Below are 16553 nucleotides of genomic sequence, written 5' to 3'. Positions count from 1 at the left end.
AGTTTCTCCTGTTCACAGAGTTGCCAGGGAGGGATTTGTGCCGAGGACCGCGCGGAGCCGGTCAAGCGCCCGGGCGGTCTGGCTCTTCACCGTCCCCTCGGAGCATCCGAGGGCGTCGGCGGTGTCGGCGACGTCGAGGTCGTAGAAGTAGCGGAACACCAGCGCGGCGCGCATCTTCGGTGGCAGCTCCTTCAGGGCCACGCGCAGCCCGTCGGAGACGTCACCGTTCACGTGTTCCGCCGCCGCCCGGTCGGGGACCTCGGCCATCGGCCGTTCGCTGCGCCGCCACCACCGCCGCCGCTCGTCGGTCAGCGCGTTCACCAGGGTCCGCCGGACGTAGCCGTCCGGGTTGTCGGCCCGCTGGAACGCCGGCCACGCGACGTACAGCTTCGTCAGCGTCGACTGCACCAGGTCCTCGGCCAGGTGGGCGTCACCCGCCGTGAGCAGAGTCGCGGTCCGCACCAGTGCGGCCCTCCGGCTGACCACGAACTGGTGGAATTGCTCATCACGCTCGTTCTTCACACGAGCCCCTCCTTCGCTCTCACGCCTCCCTGACGACTCCCACCTCCATCCGGTTGCATGAAGTCGCTGAGCAATCCGAGATACAGCTTGACCGGGGGCGCAGCGTACTCGTCGGAACCGTCCCGGATCAGGGCCTCGCGGGCCGGGGCGGCCACTCCCGGCAGCACCGAGGGACCGGACTCGAGCTCCAGGACCGGGATCTCACAGGCGTGCACGTCCTTGCACGCGCCGCAGCCGTACGTCCGAGGGTGGTGACCACGCTGAAGCCGCGCCCGACCAGCATCGCCGCATGCATCGCCGCCCCGGCGATGCCGACCACCGGCCCCGCCGCGACCTCCCGTGCGGCATGACGGCCCGGATCGCCGGACCAGGCGACGACGTAGCGGTCCGGACATGGCCGGACCCCAGCCGCCCGCGGTTGTCGGCATGTTCGGCACCACCGTGGATAGGCTGGCGTCATGCCGCTGTTCCCTCATCCACACCATCAGCCGGAGTGGCAGCCGCCGCACCTGCCACCGGCCGGCCCCGGTCTGCCCGGCTGGCTGGAGGAGCGACTCTTCGACCAGCGGATCGTGATGCTGCGCGGCCACCTCACCGCGGAGACCGCCACCGGGATCGCGGCCGCTCTGCTCACCCTCGACTCGGCCGGGCCGGAGGCGATCCACCTGCACGTGTCGAGTCCGGGCGGGGACCTGAGCGCCGCGCTGTCGGTGGTCGACGTGCTTGACGCGCTGACCGCGCCGGTGCAGGCGCTCGTCACGTCCGAGGCGGGCGGGGCGGCGCTGGCGGTGCTTGCCGCGGCGGATCAGCGGGCGGCGTACCGGCATGCCCGTTTCACACTCACCGAACCGCGCGCCGCCGGGGTGACCGGGACCGCCGACGAGGTCGCGGCCGCTGCCGGGCAGCATCTGCGGGAACTCGAGGAGGTCGTGGTCCGGCTCGCCGGAATCACCGGGAAACCGCGGAGCCGGATCGAGGACGACCTGTCCAGCGGGCGGCGCCTGAGCGCGGCCGAGGCCCTCGAGTACGGCCTGATCGGCGAGGTGGTGGCCCCGAAAAAGAACGGGCCCCGGTGAGAACCGGGGCCCGATCAGTAAAACCTGGAGCTCAGGACGCGACCTTGACACCCATGGAGCGGGCGGTACCGGCCACGATCTTGATCGCGGCGTCGAGGTCGTTCGCGTTGAGGTCCGGCAGCTTGCGCTCGGCGATCGCCTTGATCTGGTCGCCGCTGAGCGTGCCGACCGTGGTGGTCAGCGGGTTCGCGGCGCCGGAGTTGATGCCGAGGCTCTTCCGGATGAGGAAGCTGGTCGGCGGCGTCTTGTAGGCCAGCGTGTGGCTGCGGTCCTCGTAGACCGACACGATGACCGGGATGATCTCGCCCCGGTTCTTCGCGGTGGCCTCGTCGTACTCGACCTTGACGGCGCGCATGTTGGCGCCGGTCGGGCCGAGCATCTTACCGAGGTCGACCATCGCGGCGTTACCCGCCTCAAGCGCGAGGGTTACCTCATGGGTCTTCTTCTTGGGAGGCATTGGGTAAGGCTCCTTAGGGTGAGCTGCGGGCCGAGACAACGCAGCTCGCCAGCATCAACGACACACGACAACCCCGAGACCTTACTACCGTATCGACGAGAGGGTCAAAACGGGCTGGTAAGCGGGTCTCGGGTCCGCCGACCAGTGTAGCTCGCGGCTCCGGCACCCCCGGGACCGCCCCGGTTCAGAACCGGTCGCAGTCACACTCGCGCATGTTCGCCCGGATCAGGGCGGTGTATTTCGGGTTGGAGAGCTCCCGGTTCGCCAGGAAGGCCTCCTCGGTCGAGCCCTGTCCCATGTTGTACCCGTTGATCACCAGGTTGAGCAGGCACGGCGAGGCGTCGGTCTTGCACTTCGACGGGCTCAGATCGTAGTCCTTCTTGAAGTACTTCTCCCCGAAGTACTTCGTCAGCCAGGCCAGGTAGTTGGCGCCGAGGACCGCGTTCTGCCTGTGGTCCATGACGTCGTAGTTCTTCTCGAACCGCTGGTTGACGAAGTCCCGGGTGTCCGGCATGACCTGCATCAGGCCGTAGCCACCGTCACAGTTGCGGATGTTCGACACCCAGCCGCTCTCGTGCCACGCCACCGACCGGATCAGGTCGGCCGGCACCCGCAACTTCGGCGCCGAGCCCGGCCAGTACACCTTCGTCGCCGCCGCGTTCAGCGCGACCTTCGCCTTGGCGCGGGAGACCGCCTTGCCGACGTAGTCGGCGCACGGCGGCAGCTGCATGTTGAACGGGTCCTCGGTCGGCGACGGTTCCGCCGCGGGCTTCTTCGAGGTGGACTTCGGCTTCGGCTTCGGCTTCACCGTCGTCGGTTCCGGCTCCGGTGTCGCCTCCTCGACCGGTGTTTCCTCGGTCGTCGGCGCCGACACCGGTGCCTGCGCGGCCACGTTCTCCTTCTCGCCCGCCCCGGTCAGGCCACAGCCGCCGGCAACCATCAGAACCGCCGCCGCGGCCACAATCTTGATCTTTCGCATCGACGCGAGCCTCCCCCGTAAGACATCGACAGGGGACGCTAGCAGTGCCGAGTTGATCACCGCAGACCCGAAAACAGGACAGAAGACCACAAGATTCGGGTCTTGACCCCGTGTCACGAACGGCAACCTGAGCCGGGGACAATGGACGTCATGCAGACCCGCACCGACCTACGCAACGTCGCCATCATCGCTCACGTCGACCATGGCAAAACCACCCTGGTCGACGCCATGCTGCGCCAGGGCAGCCAGTCCCACGCGCGTGGCGAGATGGCCGACCGCGTCATGGACTCCATGGACCTGGAGCGGGAAAAGGGCATCACCATTCTCGCCAAGAACACGGCGATCAGCTACCAGCCCGCCGAGGGCGAACCCGTCATCATCAACATCATCGACACCCCGGGCCACGCCGACTTCGGCGGTGAGGTCGAGCGCGGCCTGACCATGGTCGACGGCGTCGCGCTGCTCGTCGACGCATCCGAGGGCCCGCTCCCGCAGACCCGCTTCGTGCTGCGCAAGGCGCTGCACGCCAAGCTGCCGATCATCCTGATCATCAACAAGGTGGACCGGCCGGACGCCCGCATCAAAGAGGTCGTCGACGAGACGTACGAACTCTTCCTCGATCTCGACGCCGACGAGCACCAGATCGAGTTCCCGATCGTCTACGCGTGCGCCCGCGACGGCATCGCCTCGCTGACGCAACCCAAGGACGGCACCGTCCCCGAGGACAGCGACTCGCTCGATGTGCTGTTCAGCACCATCCTCGAAACCATCCCGGCGCCGAAGTTCCACGAGGGCGCCCCGCTGCAGGCGCACGTGGTCAACCTCGACGCCTCGCCGTTCCTCGGCCGTCTCGCACTGTGCCGCGTCCACGAGGGCACCATCCGCAAGGGCCAGACCGTCGCCTGGTGCAAGACCGACGGCACGATCAGCAACGTGCGGATCTCCGAGCTGCTCGTCACCGAGGGCCTCGAGCGCAAGCCCGCCGAGAGCGCCGGCCCCGGCGACATCATTGCCCTCGCCGGCATCCCCGAGATCATGATCGGTGAGACCCTCGCCGACGCGGAGAACCCGATCCCGCTCCCCCTGATCACCGTCGACGAGCCGGCCATCTCGATGGTCCTCGGCACCAACACCTCGCCGCTGGTGGGCAAGGTCAAGGGCTCCAAGGTCACCGCGCGTATGGTCAAGGACCGCCTCGACAAGGAGCTGGTCGGCAACGTCTCGCTGCGGATCCTGCCGACCGACCGCCCCGACGCCTGGGAGGTCCAGGGCCGTGGTGAGCTGGCGCTGGCCATCCTCGTCGAGCAGATGCGCCGCGAAGGCTACGAACTGACCGTCGGCAAGCCGCAGGTGGTCACCCGGACCATCGACGGCAAGATCCACGAGCCCGTCGAGCGGCTCACCATCGACGCCCCCGACGAGTACATGGGCGCCATCACCACGCTGCTCTCCACCCGCAAGGGGCGCATGCAGGAGCTGATCAACCACGGCACCGGCTGGCTGCGGATGGAGTGGCTCGTCCCCGCCCGCGGCCTGATCGGCTTCCGCACCGAGTTCCTCACCGAGACCCGCGGCACCGGCATCATGCACCACCTCTACGAGGCGCACGAGCCGTGGTTCGGCGAGCTCCGCACCCGCCAGAACGGCTCCCTGGTCGCCGACCGGGCCGGTGCCGTCACCGGCTTCGCCATGATCAACCTGCAGGAGCGCGGCCAGCTCTTCGTCGAGCCGAGCACCGAGGTCTACGAAGGCATGATCGTCGGCGAGAACTCCCGCGAGGACGACATGGACGTCAACATCACCAAGGAGAAGAAGCTCACCAACATGCGCGCCGCCAGCGCGGACAACACCGAGCGCCTGATCCCGCCGCGCAAGCTGTCCCTGGAGCAGGCACTGGAGTTCTGCCGCGAGGACGAGTGCGTCGAGGTCACCCCGGCGGCTGTCCGGATCCGGAAGGTCGTCCTCGACCAGACGACCCGTGGCCGCGCCGCTGCCCGCCGCAAGCACCAGTAGGTTCGACCCCTTTTCGGCCCGCCTCCTTCTCCGAGGCGGGCCGGTCTGGTTTCCGGCTCGCCTCCTTCTCCGAGGCGGGCCGGCCTGGTTTCCGGCCCGCGTTCGGGTCGGTTCTGGGTGATATCTGGCCCACTCCGGGCCGTCGGGCTCGATCCGCCCGTGGGTCGGGTGCCACCCGGAACCTTGCGTCCCGGCGCTTCTCGCGGTTCGCGGTTTCGATCAAGACCTTCTCTGCTGTACGTCCGGAGCGGTCGGATTCGCCCACGCGCTTGCTGTCACGTGGTTCCGAGGTTTGCGTTGTTGCCGGGGTGCCTCACCCGCGTTCCGGCTCGGCCGACCGTGGCCCGCTGCGCCCCTGAGCTTTGGCGTCCCATGCCGGCGGGCCACCCTCGTCGCGGGCGAGTCGCCGGAGGTGCACTCCTACCTGGGCGGGCCACAGGCTGCGGCCCTCCCAGGGACTGCCGGAAAAGGGGCGGGCCCGGGCGACCGAAGTCGCCCGGGCCCGTGCCGGTTGGTTCTGAGACCTACTTGTTGGTCAGGAGCTCCCGCTTCTTGTCGCGGGAGGTCTTCATCAGGCTGGCCACCGTCGCTATGGCCAGGGTGCCGAGGATCACCAGTAGTGAGAGCCAGATCGGGATCTCCGGCGCCCAGTGGAAGCCCTCGCCGCCGTTGATGAACGACAGGCTGTTGGTGTGCAGCGCCTCGAGGACGAGCTTGACGCCGATGAAGGCGAGCACCACGGCCAAGCCGATGTTCAGGTAGACGAGGCGTTCCAGCAGGCCACCGAGGAGGAAGAACAGCTGCCGCAGGCCCATCAGCGCGAAGACGTTCGCGGTGAAGACCAGGTACGGCTCCTTGGTGATGCCGAAGATCGCCGGGATCGAGTCCAGCGCGAAGATCAGGTCGGTGGTACCGATCGCGATCATCACGATGAGCATCGGCGTGAAGAGACGCTTGCCGGTGGCGGAGACGGTCCGGAACTTGCCGTCGCCGAACTCGGAGGAGAGCGGCAGGGCACGCTTCGCCCAGCGGATGAGGATGTTCTCCTTGAACTCCTCTTCGTCGCTCTCGCCCTTGACCAGCGTGATCGCCGTGTAGACCAGGAACGCGCCGAAGATGTAGAAGACCCAGGAGAACTGTGTGATCAGTGCGGCGCCGGCGGCGATGAAGATGCCGCGCATGAGCAGCGCGAGCACGATGCCGATCAGCAGTACCTTCTGCTGAAGGTGCCGTGGCACGGCGAACCGGGCCATGATGATCACGAAGACGAAGAGATTGTCGACGCTCAGCGAATACTCGGTGAGCCAGCCGGTGTAGAACTCACCGGCAGCCTGGCCACCCGCGGTGACCCAGACCCCGATACCGAAGATCACGGCGAGGCCGACGTAGAACGCGACCCACCCGCCGGCTTCCTTCATGCTGGGCTCGTGTGGCCGGCGCCCGATGATGAGCAGATCGACAGCGAGAACTGCGATAAGCGCGACCAGCGTGGCGCCCCAGACCCAGGCGGAAACGTTCAACTAAGGACCTCCGGCAGACACGGGTCGTCGCTGTGCCCACCCAAAATCGGGGCGAGAACAGCGACGTGCGACTGTCGGAGGTCTCTTCCGCCACGGATATACCACCTCCGTGACCACCGGCCCCGGGTTCGCCCCGAAGGACGTTCCGTGTTGACGAGACCGGAGCGGGGGAATACTCCCCTCCCACAGGAGCCATTGTTGCGCATCCTCGGCGCGAACGGCACACCGGGAGCCCGAGAAGTGGTACGGCTCGCCGTCGAAACGCCCCATCCGGGCAGAACCGACATGTACCGCGCGACGCGCGGTCCCGTTTCGCCGCCGTTTTCCTCAGCCTACGCCCTGACCAGCAAAGATCCGCCGACTTCGGAATCCTCCCAGCTCGTGCGGCATCCTAGTATGCTGACTATCCGGTGCGTATGGGACGCTTGTGGACATGGTTCTCGAAGTCACAATGATCGTCGTCCTTCCCGGCCGCGAGGACGACTTCGTCGATGCCTACCAGCTCGCCCGCCCTCTGGTCGCCGGGAGCCCCGGCTGCCGCTCGGTCCGGCTGCAGCGCAGCCTAGGCTCGGCCACCCGCTTCGTCCTGCTCACCGAGTGGGACAGTCCCGAAGCCCACGAACACAACTTCCGCCGGACCGACCGGTTCGCCCAGTGGCGAGCCCTCATCGGCGGCGCACTGGCCCAGCCCCCACTGGCGGAGTACTTCACCGACATCCGGGCAGGCCAGGACCTCTTCACCCGTTGACCCCAGGCAGCGTTCTCGGGGACCTCCGGCGCCGGCATCCGAGATCCTCGCCGCCCGGGCCAACCTGAGCGTGGTGATCCGCGGTCCGATTCACGACACAACTCACCACACATCGCACCCCGGCGGCAGTTCGGTGACCTACGGCTGACATCGCGGCCGAGAACGCGCCACAACTCACCACACGAACCGCGGGCGCGGGGATCGCCGAGTGCGGTGCGTCACGGACCGGCTCGATGACGGCCGGGAGACGTCGTCGCCCGGCCCGGTGTGAACACCGTGGGGAGAGGACCCAGGGAGCGCCCGGCCCGGTGTGAACACCATGGGGAGGGGACTCAGGAACCCCCGGCCCGGTGTGAATACCGTGGGGAGAAACTCAGGAGCCAGCCGTCCGGTACCGGGCGCGCCGCCTGACGTCCTGGAAACCGATCCGCCGGTAGAGCGAGGCGGCCGGATTGTCGACGTTGACGCAGAGCCAGCCCTCCCGCAGCCCAGCGGCCGCCATTCGCCGCAACGCCTCGCGGATCAGCGCGCCGCCGAGGCCGGTCCGGCGGGCTGCGGGAACCACGCCCACCTGCTGGATCCAGCCCTCGGCCACGGAGACGAAACCGGCGTCCCCGCTATCCGGCAGGGTGGCCAGCAGCGACCACTCGGGCCGGAAGTCGTCGTCCTCAGCCGTGTCCCCGATCCATTCCTCGGCCGACGGGTCGGGGAAGCCCGGCCGTTCCCGGAACGATGTCGCGTACACGTCGAAGAACCGCCGCGCCGTGGCCGCGTTCCACTCGGTCACGGCAGTTCGCGCCGGCCACCCGGCCTCCCGCGGCAACGCGGCGGTCAGGTCGATCCGCATGACGTGCTCGGCGAAGAACTGCCGTAGCCCGCGCGACTCGAACAGGTCCTCGGCGTCCTTGGTGAGCCCTTCGGTCTCGACCGTCACATCCCCGCCGCTCTCCCCCGCCACCGCGAGCGCCGCGTCGAGAAGCCGGGAACCAGCGCCGTAGCCCCGGGCTGCCGGATCCACCATTCCGGTGATCATGGGCCCTTGCGGCCCCGGGCGGACCCCGACCGCGGCAAGCAGCCCACCACCGGGCCGACCGGCAGCGCTGAACCGGCCGACACCGGCCGGCAGACCAGCACCGTTCGGCTGACCGGCACCATCCGGCAAAGAGGCACCCTCCGGGAAATCAGCACCGTCGGGCAGAGCGGCACCCTGCGGGAGAGCAGCACCGTCGGGAAGAGTGGCACCGGCGGCCGCGACGTCGGAGCACCCAGGCGTCGCGTCCGCGGTGCGGATGGTGAAGGTCCGGGTGTCAGGGCGGGACCAGCGGCCTCGCACGAACCAGGGTTCGACCGCCAGGGGCAGCCCGCCGTCCGCTTCCCAGCAGCGCCGCGCGAGCACCACCAGCTCGTCCTCCTCGAGGGCCGGATCGTCGCTGATGATCTCGTGTGCCGCTGTCATGGCCGCCAGCCTAGTGACGCTCGCGGGAGCGGACGAACGCTTATTTCACCCCCGCCATGTCCATGCCACGCAGCTCCTTCTTCAGTTCGTGGATCTCGTCGCGGATCCGTGCGGCCAGCTCGAACTGCAGCTCCCGGGCGGCCCCGAGCATCTGCTCGTTGAGTTCCTGGATGAGCTGGGTGAGTTCGGCGCGGGCCATGCCGGCGCGGGCGGGTGTGGCCGCCGCCTTGCCCCTGGACCGGCTCTCCGGAACGGACGCCTTGCCGCGGGACATCTGCCGGCCGCCGCCGACCATCGGGCTGCCGACGACCTCCTCGGTGTCCTCGGCCTCCCTGTAGATGTCGTCGAGAATGTCGTGGATCTTCTTGCGGAGCGCCTGTGGCTTGATGCCGTTGGCCTCGTTGTGGGCGATCTGCTTGTCCCGGCGCCGATCGGTCTCGTCGATGGCGTCCCGCATCGACGGCGTGATCTTGTCGGCGTACATGTGAACCTCGCCGGAGACGTTTCGCGCGGCCCGGCCGATGGTCTGGATGAGCGACCGGCCGCTGCGCAGGAAGCCCTCCTTGTCGGCGTCGAGGATGGCTACCAGCGACACCTCGGGCAGGTCGAGGCCCTCCCGGAGCAGGTTGATGCCGACGAGGACGTCGTAGTCGCCCTTCCGCAGCTCCTTGAGCAGTTCCACCCGGCGCAGCGTGTCGACCTCGGAGTGCAGGTAACGCACCCGGATGCCGTTCTCCAGGAGGTAGTCGGTGAGATCCTCGGCCATCTTCTTAGTGAGCGTGGTGACCAGGACCCGCTCGTCCTTCTCGGTGCGCAGCTTGATCTCGTGCATGAGGTCGTCGATCTGGCCCTTGGTGGGTTTGACCACGACCTGCGGGTCGACCAGTCCGGTGGGGCGGATGACCTGCTCGACGAACTCGCCCTGCGCCTGCTCCATCTCCCAGTTGCCGGGGGTGGCGGACAGGAACACCATCTGACCGACGCGTTCCAGGAACTCGTCGAACCGCAGCGGGCGGTTGTCGGCGGCGCTGGGCAGCCGGAACCCGTGCTCGATCAGGATTCGTTTGCGCGACGCGTCACCCTCATACATGCCGCCGATCTGCGGGATGGTGACGTGCGACTCGTCGATGACGGTGACGAAGTCGTCGGGGAAGTAGTCGAGAAGGGTGAACGCCGGTTCGCCGGGCTGCCGGCCGTCCATGTGCATCGAATAGTTCTCGATGCCGTTGCAGAATCCGACCTGCCGCATCATCTCGAGGTCGTAGGTGGTGCGCATCCGCAGCCGCTGGGCCTCGAGCAGCTTGCCCTGCCGCTCGAACTCGGCGAGCCGGACCTCCAGCTCGGCCTCGATGTCGCGGATGGCCCGCTCCATCCGCTCCGGGCCTGCCCCGTAGTGGGTGGCCGGGAAGATGATCAGCTCGTCGACCTCTCGGATCACGTCGCCGGTGAGCGGGTGCAGGTAGTAGAGCTTCTCCACCTCGTCGCCGAACAGCTCGATCCGGATGGCCAGCTCCTCGTAGGCCGGGATGATCTCCAGGGTGTCGCCCCGGACCCGGAACGTGCCGCGCTGGAACGCCATGTCGTTGCGGGTGTACTGGATGTCGACCAGACGGCGCAGCAGCTTGTCCCGGTTGACGTCCTCGCCCACCTTGACCCGGACGGCCATGTCGACATATTCCTCCGGGGTGCCCAGACCGTAGATCGCGCTGACCGTGGCGACCACGATCGTGTCGCGCCGGGTCAGCAGGGACCTGGTGGCGGAATGGCGGAGGCGCTCCACCTCCTCGTTGACCGACGAGTCCTTCTCGATGTAGGTGTCGGTCTGGGCGATGTACGCCTCTGGCTGGTAGTAGTCGTAGTAACTGACGAAGTACTCGACGGCGTTGTTGGGCAGCAGCTCGCGGAACTCCTTGGCGAGCTGGGCGCAGAGGGTCTTGTTGGGCGCCATCACCAGGGCCGGCCGCTGCAGCCGCTCGATGAGCCACGCCGTGGTGGCGCTCTTACCGGTACCGGTGGCGCCGAGCAGGACGGTGTGCCGATCGCCGCTGCGGACCCGCCGCTCCAGTTCGTCGATCGCGGCGGGCTGGTCACCCGCGGGCTGGTAGTCGCTGACGACCTCGAACCGGCCGTCGAGTCGTGGGATGTCGAGCGCCATGCCACCACCGTACGTCGGGGGTATGACAAGAAAGCCCGCCGCCCGTGCCGATGGTGCACATTCGCCCCGGCCGGGCAGCATTGTCCGAGCTCAGCGGGGGCCCCTACGCTGGTCGGGCAGGCCGCTCGCGGCGGCCGCCGGCTCGGGCCCGTCAGGGCCGGATCCGCACCACGGTCGATGCGCGCCGAACGCCCTGGCGAGCGCACCCGAGGTGGGTCGTCCACGACCCGGTCGCCGCGAGAGCCCCCACTCCCTCGAGAGCCCTCACTCCCCGGGTTGCCAGCCGGTCGCCTCGGCCCAGTCGTCGGCCGCCAGTGCCTCCGCCTCGAACCACGGGTCCTTCGCCTCGGCGTACGCTGCCCGGTCCGGATTGTCCGCAGCCAGCCGCGCCTTCACCGCCGCGTAGGCGTCCCGTGCCGCCGGGACCGCCCGCAGGTGGTCGCGCATCAGGAGCGCGAACCGCCAGCCCGGCGAGCCGGCCACCCGGATGTGCAGGTTGACCCGGTAACCGGGGTCGGCGCAGCCGTGCAGCCGCTTCGGCCAGGTGGTGCCGGGATTGCCGTGGGCGCTGTCGGTCCAGTCGCCGGTCCGCGCCGGGAAGCCCAGCTCGCCGAGGCGTCCCGCGAGCCGGTCCGCCTCATCCAGGGTGCGCACACCGATCATCAGATCGAGGATGTCCTTGGCGGGCAGCCCGGGAACCGCGGTCGACCCGATGTGGTGGACGCCGACGTCCGCGCCGATCCCGTGCCGGATCCTGGCGATCAGCCGGCCCGCGGCCCGTGGCCACTCCGGGTCGGACGGCAGGATGCACAGCTCCGGACCTTTCACCACGGAACGGCCTGACCGGAGATTGCGGTCGAACTCCACCAGACGATCGCGCCACAGCTTGTCCACCCCGGCGTGCAGGTCGTCCAGGTCGCTCTCGTTCTCCAGGATCACGTCCGCGGCGGCGCGGCGGCTGGCATCGTCGGTCTGCGCGTCGATCCGGGCGGCGGCCTCCGCCACTGACATGCCACGCAGGCGGGTGAGACGTTCCAGCCGCACCCCACGGTCCGCCAGGACCACGATCACCAGATGGTACGAGGGACCGAGTCCCGCCTCGACCAGGAGCGGAACGTCGTTGACCACGATGGCGTCGCGCCCCGCCGCGTGCGTCAGTTCGGCGGTCCTGGTTCGTACCCGAGGGTGAATGATCTTCTCGAGGCGCCGCCGTGCCGCCTCGTCGCCGAAGACCCGGGCGCCCAGTGCCGGCCGGTCGAGTTCGCCGTCCCCGGTCAGCACCCCCGGCCCGAAGACCTCGACGATCTCGGCGAGCCCGTCGGTCCCCGGCGCCACCACCTCGCGGGCCAGCAGATCGGCGTCGATGACCACAGCTCCGTGATCGGCCAGGCGACGGGCGACCGCGCTCTTGCCTGCACCGATACCACCCGTGAGCCCGACTCTCAGCATGGATCGAGTATCCCCGGAGGGCCACCGTCCGGGCGCGCCGGGACCGGCTGGTTTCGCCAAAGAGCGAAAGGCCGCCCCGACCTGAGTCGGGACGGCCTTTCCGGGTACTACCGGCTGTTCTGCCTAGCGGCAGGTCAGCTCTTGCCGCCGGCCAGCTTCTCGCGCAGAGCCGCGAGAGCCTCGTCGGTGGCCAGGGTGCCCGCGGGCTCCTCGGCGGAACGCGCCGGAGCCGACGTGCTCGTGGAGGACGAGGTCGACGACGACGACGAGGTGGTCACGCCGCCGGCCGGAGCCGGGTTGAGCGCAGCCTCGGCGTCGGCGTCGCGGGACGCCTGCACCTGCTTGGTGTGGGCCTCCCAGCGCTCGCGAGCGTCGGCGTACTGCTTCTCCCACGTCTCGCGCTGCTTCTCGAAGCCCTCGAGCCACTCGCCCGTCTCCGGGTCGAAGCCCTCCGGGTAGATGTAGTTGCCCTCGGCGTCGTACGTCGCGGCCATGCCGTAGAGGGTCGGGTCGAAGTGCTCCTCGCCCTCGACGAAGCCCTCGTTGGCCTGCTTGAGCGACAGCGAGATCCGGCGGCGCTCGAGGTCGATGTCGATGACCTTGACGAGGACGTCCGAACCGACCTGGACGACCTGCTCGGGCAGCTCGACGTGACGCTCGGCCAGCTCGGAGATGTGCACCAGGCCCTCGATGCCGTCGTCGACGCGGACGAACGCGCCGAACGGGACGAGCTTGGTGACCTTGCCCGGCACGATCTGGTTGATCGCGTGGGTCCGGGCGAACTGACGCCACGGGTCTTCCTGGGTCGCCTTCAGCGACAGCGAGACGCGCTCGCGGTCCAGGTCCACGTCGAGAACCTCGACCTCGACCTCCTGGCCGACCTCGACAACCTCGGACGGGTGGTCGATGTGCTTCCAGGAGAGCTCGGAGACGTGCACGAGGCCGTCCACGCCACCCAGGTCAACGAAGGCACCGAAGTTGACGATGGAGGACACGACGCCCTTGCGGACCTGGCCCTTCTGCAGCTTGTTGAGGAACTCGGTGCGAACCTCGGACTGCGTCTGCTCGAGCCAGGCGCGGCGGGACAGAACCACGTTGTTGCGGTTCTTGTCCAGCTCGATGATCTTCGCCTCGAGCTCGCGGCCGACGTACGGCTGCAGGTCGCGGACGCGGCGCATCTCGACCAGCGAGGCCGGAAGGAAGCCGCGGAGGCCGATGTCGAGGATGAGGCCACCCTTGACAACCTCGATGACGGAGCCGCGAACGACGCCGTCGTCCTCCTTGATCTTCTCGATGGTGCCCCACGCGCGCTCGTACTGCGCACGCTTCTTCGAGAGGATCAGACGACCTTCCTTGTCCTCCTTGGTGAGGACGAGGGCTTCGATGTGGTCACCAACCGACACCACTTCCGCGGGGTCCACGTCATGCTTGATCGACAACTCGCGCGAGGGGATGACACCCTCGGTCTTGTAGCCGATGTCGAGCAGGACCTCGTCCCGATCGACCTTGACGACGGTGCCTTCGACAATGTCGCCGTCGTTGAAGTACTTGATGGTCTCGTCGATGGCCGCGAGGAATGCTTCCTCGGATCCGAGATCGTCGACGGTGACCTTGTTGGCGCTCGAGGTGGCCTCGATGCTGCTCGTCATGTGGACAGTTGCTCCGAACGGAATGGATTGGTGGTGTCTCTGCGCTCCACGGAACTGCCACCGGAAGCGGCACGAGCGAACGAGACGACCAACCCGAGAGCAGTCACATCAACGCAGTCGATCATGCCGAGACCGACGACCACGGAACCTGCTCCCTGCCGAGGCACACGATCCGCGAGCGCATCGACTAGCTTACCGTGCGCATTACCACAGGTTGCAAGCCCTCCTGAGTAGCGCGGCACATTGCCGGTCGAGAACCCGTCAGCATGCCCCTTATAGGCCGAATCGGGACGGTGGACACGCCTGCCGTACCGTGACTTGGTGACTTCGTCCCACTCGTTCGAGACCTCCGCCGGCCGTGTGACCGAATCGGAGGCGCGACGCGGCAACCGCACCTGGTGGGATCTCGACGCCGACGACTACCAGGACGAACACGGCTCCTTCCTGGGTGACGTCGACTTCGTCTGGTGCCCCGAGCGGCTGCGCGAGGCCGACGCACGGCTGCTCGGACCCGTACCGGGAAAAAAGATTCTGGAATTGGGCGCCGGGGCCGCGGCAGCCAGCCGGTGGCTGCGGCAACAGGGCGCCCAGCCCGTCGCCCTCGACCTGTCGGCGGGCATGCTGCGGCACGCCCGGGAGGCCGGAGACCGCAGCGGGGTACGGATTCCGCTGGTCCAGGCCGACGCGATGGCCCTCCCGTTCCCGGACGGCACGTTCGACATCGTGTGTACGGCGTTCGGCGCCATCCCGTTCGTGGCGGACTCGGGCGCGGCGATGCGCGAGGTGGCCCGGGTACTGCGGCCCGGCGGCAGCTGGGTGTTCTCCGTCACACACCCGATGCGCTGGATCTTCTGGGACGAGCCCGACGAGAGCGGGCTGCTGGCGCGCAACTCGTACTTCGACCGCACGCCCTACGTCGAACGCGACGACGACGGCACCGTCACCTACCTGGAACAGCACCGCACCCTCGGCGACCGGGTCCGCGAACTGGTGGCTGCCGGCTTCGTGCTGCGCGACCTGGTCGAGCCGGAGTGGCCGGAGGGGCATGAGCAGGTGTGGGGGCAGTGGAGCCCGCTCCGGGGACGCCTCTTCCCGGGTACCGCGATCTTCGTCTGCGATCTCCCGAGGCCCTGACGCCCGGCTCCCGGCTTCGCCACTGCCGCCCGGCGTCGCCGCCGCCGGACCTCACCGCATCGGCTTGCCCCGGCCCGCTGCCCCAGCGGCCTCACCGCCCCGCCGGCCCCGTCTCGCCCCAACGTCACGAGATCTGCGCTGAACCAGGCCTTCTCGCGCTGAGCCGAGGCCTTCTCGCGTCGGCCGGCAGTTTTTCCGCAGACCTGGCGGGTATCCGAACGATTATGACCAGTGCTGAGAAAAGCCTCAAAAAGGGCGACAAGGTGACCTGGCGGAGTCACGGCGAGAACGTCCACGGCACCGTGCAGCAGAAGATCACCGAGCGGACCGAGACTGCCGGACGGACCGTGGCCGCGTCGCCGGAAGAACCCCAGTACAAGGTGAAGAGCGACAAGACCGGGCGCGAGGCGGTGCACAAGCCGGGGTCGCTGGGCCATGGCTGACACCGACGTGCACGCCGAGTTCCGCGACGCCGTCAACATGACCGCGAGCGAACTGACGAAGTGGCTGGGCACCGACGAGTCCCGCGAAGTCGGGCAGAAGCAGTCGGCCGACGCCGAGTCGGTCGGCCACGACTCGGGCCGGAAGATCGTCCAGATTCTCGGCAAGAAGAAGGCCGACCTCACCGAGGACGACGAGCGGCACATGCGCAAGGTGGTCGGCTACGTACACCGGCACATGGCCCAGCGACCGGACGGTGACGTCAGCGAGAGCCGCTGGCGGCGGTCACTGATGAACTGGGGTCACGACCCGCTCAAGAAGGAATAGGCGGCGACACGCGACCTGACGTCCCGGACGCTGGTCCCGGTGAAGCGGAGGCATGCCCCCGAGGGCGCGGTCGGGAGCTATCCGGCTCCGGGACCGTGACGGTCGGCGTCGAGCACTCCGGCCAGGCGGGTCAACTGGCCGGGAATCGCGCGGTAGTAGACCCAGGTCCCCCGGCGGACGCCGTGGACCAGTCCGGCCTCGCGGAGGATGCGCAGGTGGTGGGAGATCGTCGGGCCGGTGAGCGGGAAGGCCTCGCTGAGGTCGCAGACACAGATCTCGCCGTCGGCCGCTGAGACGATCATCGACAGGAGACGCAGCCGGACCGGGTCGCCGAGTGCCTTGAACGAGCCGGCGAGATCTCCTGCCCGGTCGGAGTCCAGCGGGCCGTGGACCAGAGCCGCCACCGCGGCCGGCCCGGTCGACGTCCCGGGAGGCGCATCGGACACCGGCTCGGGACGAACCTCCATCGACATCGATCGGCTCGGCATCGGACCAGGGTGGCAGATCGTCGCAACCAGCGGCACCGATGCCACCCGGACGGGTTCACCGATCACCCGGCCGGGCGTCGGAGCGAGGGCCGGGCACCACCCGGGGGCGGCGGAGCGAGGGCCGGGCGCCACCCGGAGG

16 protein-coding genes are annotated in these 16553 nt (G+C 68.6%); 6 read left to right on the top strand and 10 right to left on the bottom strand.

All coding sequences use genetic code 11. The features are described 5' to 3' along the window. Positions 1-12 precede the first annotated feature (12 nt). The gene (locus tag AB0G04_RS23280) at positions 13-522 is read right to left on the bottom strand and encodes a SigE family RNA polymerase sigma factor (protein ID WP_360986281.1); all 510 of its coding nucleotides are present in this window, start codon (positions 520-522) and stop codon (positions 13-15) included. Between the two features lie 127 nt (positions 523-649). Continuing rightward, positions 650-982 (bottom strand): aspartate/glutamate racemase family protein, encoded by a 333-nt coding sequence (locus AB0G04_RS23275; RefSeq protein ID WP_360986278.1) that lies wholly within the window; start codon positions 980-982, stop codon positions 650-652. Between AB0G04_RS23275 and AB0G04_RS23270 the strand changes: the two genes are divergently transcribed. Further along, positions 981-1598, top strand: a complete 618-nt coding sequence (locus tag AB0G04_RS23270; RefSeq protein ID WP_360986275.1) for an ATP-dependent Clp protease proteolytic subunit — start codon at positions 981-983, stop codon at positions 1596-1598. The genes AB0G04_RS23275 and AB0G04_RS23270 overlap by 2 nt on opposite strands. A 31-nt stretch (positions 1599-1629) precedes the next feature. Here the strand turns inward: AB0G04_RS23270 and AB0G04_RS23265 are convergent, their stop codons facing one another. Continuing rightward, positions 1630-2055, bottom strand: coding sequence for a 50S ribosomal protein L11 (locus tag AB0G04_RS23265; RefSeq protein ID WP_360986273.1), 426 nt, complete (start codon positions 2053-2055; stop codon positions 1630-1632). A gap of 184 nt (positions 2056-2239) precedes the next feature. Next, entirely contained in the window at positions 2240-3034 is a 795-nt protein-coding gene (locus AB0G04_RS23260; protein ID WP_360986270.1) for a lytic transglycosylase domain-containing protein, read from the bottom strand. Positions 3035-3184: 150 nt separating this feature from the next. Here AB0G04_RS23260 and typA point away from each other — a divergent pair, with 150 nt between their 5' ends. Continuing rightward, positions 3185-5047 (top strand): translational GTPase TypA, encoded by a 1863-nt coding sequence (gene typA, locus AB0G04_RS23255; protein ID WP_360986267.1) that lies wholly within the window; start codon positions 3185-3187, stop codon positions 5045-5047. A gap of 524 nt (positions 5048-5571) precedes the next feature. Here the strand turns inward: typA and AB0G04_RS23250 are convergent. Then, on the bottom strand, positions 5572-6567 hold the full coding sequence (locus AB0G04_RS23250) for a TerC family protein (protein ID WP_360986264.1): 996 nt from the start codon (positions 6565-6567) through the stop codon (positions 5572-5574). A 433-nt stretch (positions 6568-7000) separates the two neighbouring features. On the opposite strand from AB0G04_RS23250, the gene AB0G04_RS23245 reads away from it, so the two are divergent. Then, the gene (locus tag AB0G04_RS23245; RefSeq protein ID WP_360986262.1) at positions 7001-7315 is read left to right on the top strand and encodes an antibiotic biosynthesis monooxygenase family protein; all 315 of its coding nucleotides are present in this window, start codon (positions 7001-7003) and stop codon (positions 7313-7315) included. 373 nt (positions 7316-7688) lie between these two features. On the opposite strand, the gene AB0G04_RS23240 is transcribed toward AB0G04_RS23245, so the two are convergent. From AB0G04_RS23240 to rpsA, 4 genes are all read right to left on the bottom strand, one after another. Further along, complete coding sequence (locus AB0G04_RS23240) at positions 7689-8771, bottom strand: GNAT family N-acetyltransferase (RefSeq protein WP_360986259.1); 1083 nt, start codon at positions 8769-8771, stop codon at positions 7689-7691. 40 nt (positions 8772-8811) lie between these two features. After that, positions 8812-10926, bottom strand: coding sequence for an excinuclease ABC subunit UvrB (gene uvrB, locus AB0G04_RS23235; protein WP_360986256.1), 2115 nt, complete (start codon positions 10924-10926; stop codon positions 8812-8814). A gap of 264 nt (positions 10927-11190) precedes the next feature. After that, a complete protein-coding gene (coaE, locus tag AB0G04_RS23230; protein WP_360986253.1) occupies positions 11191-12375 on the bottom strand; it encodes a dephospho-CoA kinase in 1185 nt (394 codons plus the stop codon). A gap of 134 nt (positions 12376-12509) precedes the next feature. Beyond that, positions 12510-14024 (bottom strand): 30S ribosomal protein S1, encoded by a 1515-nt coding sequence (rpsA, locus tag AB0G04_RS23225; protein WP_360986250.1) that lies wholly within the window; start codon positions 14022-14024, stop codon positions 12510-12512. A gap of 321 nt (positions 14025-14345) precedes the next feature. Here rpsA and AB0G04_RS23220 point away from each other — a divergent pair, with 321 nt between their 5' ends. The 3 genes from AB0G04_RS23220 to AB0G04_RS23210 all read left to right on the top strand — a co-directional run bounded on the left by AB0G04_RS23220 (position 14346) and on the right by AB0G04_RS23210 (position 15926). Beyond that, the gene (locus tag AB0G04_RS23220) at positions 14346-15158 is read left to right on the top strand and encodes a class I SAM-dependent methyltransferase (protein WP_360986247.1); all 813 of its coding nucleotides are present in this window, start codon (positions 14346-14348) and stop codon (positions 15156-15158) included. A 224-nt stretch (positions 15159-15382) separates the two neighbouring features. Next, positions 15383-15601, top strand: a complete 219-nt coding sequence (locus tag AB0G04_RS23215) for a DUF2945 domain-containing protein (protein WP_360986245.1) — start codon at positions 15383-15385, stop codon at positions 15599-15601. Beyond that, positions 15594-15926, top strand: coding sequence for a DUF3140 domain-containing protein (locus AB0G04_RS23210; RefSeq protein WP_360986242.1), 333 nt, complete (start codon positions 15594-15596; stop codon positions 15924-15926). The genes AB0G04_RS23215 and AB0G04_RS23210 overlap by 8 nt, the downstream gene beginning before the upstream one ends. Before the next feature lie 77 nt (positions 15927-16003). On the opposite strand, the gene AB0G04_RS23205 is transcribed toward AB0G04_RS23210, so the two are convergent. Further along, the gene (locus AB0G04_RS23205; protein ID WP_360986239.1) at positions 16004-16414 is read right to left on the bottom strand and encodes a metalloregulator ArsR/SmtB family transcription factor; all 411 of its coding nucleotides are present in this window, start codon (positions 16412-16414) and stop codon (positions 16004-16006) included. Positions 16415-16553 lie beyond the last annotated feature (139 nt).

Origin of the sequence: Actinoplanes sp. NPDC023801 (assembly GCF_040639655.1) — a bacterium.
Lineage (GTDB): Bacteria > Actinomycetota > Actinomycetes > Mycobacteriales > Micromonosporaceae > Actinoplanes.
Note: the sequence above shows the minus strand (reverse complement) of the source record. Positions and strands in the feature narration are given on the sequence as shown.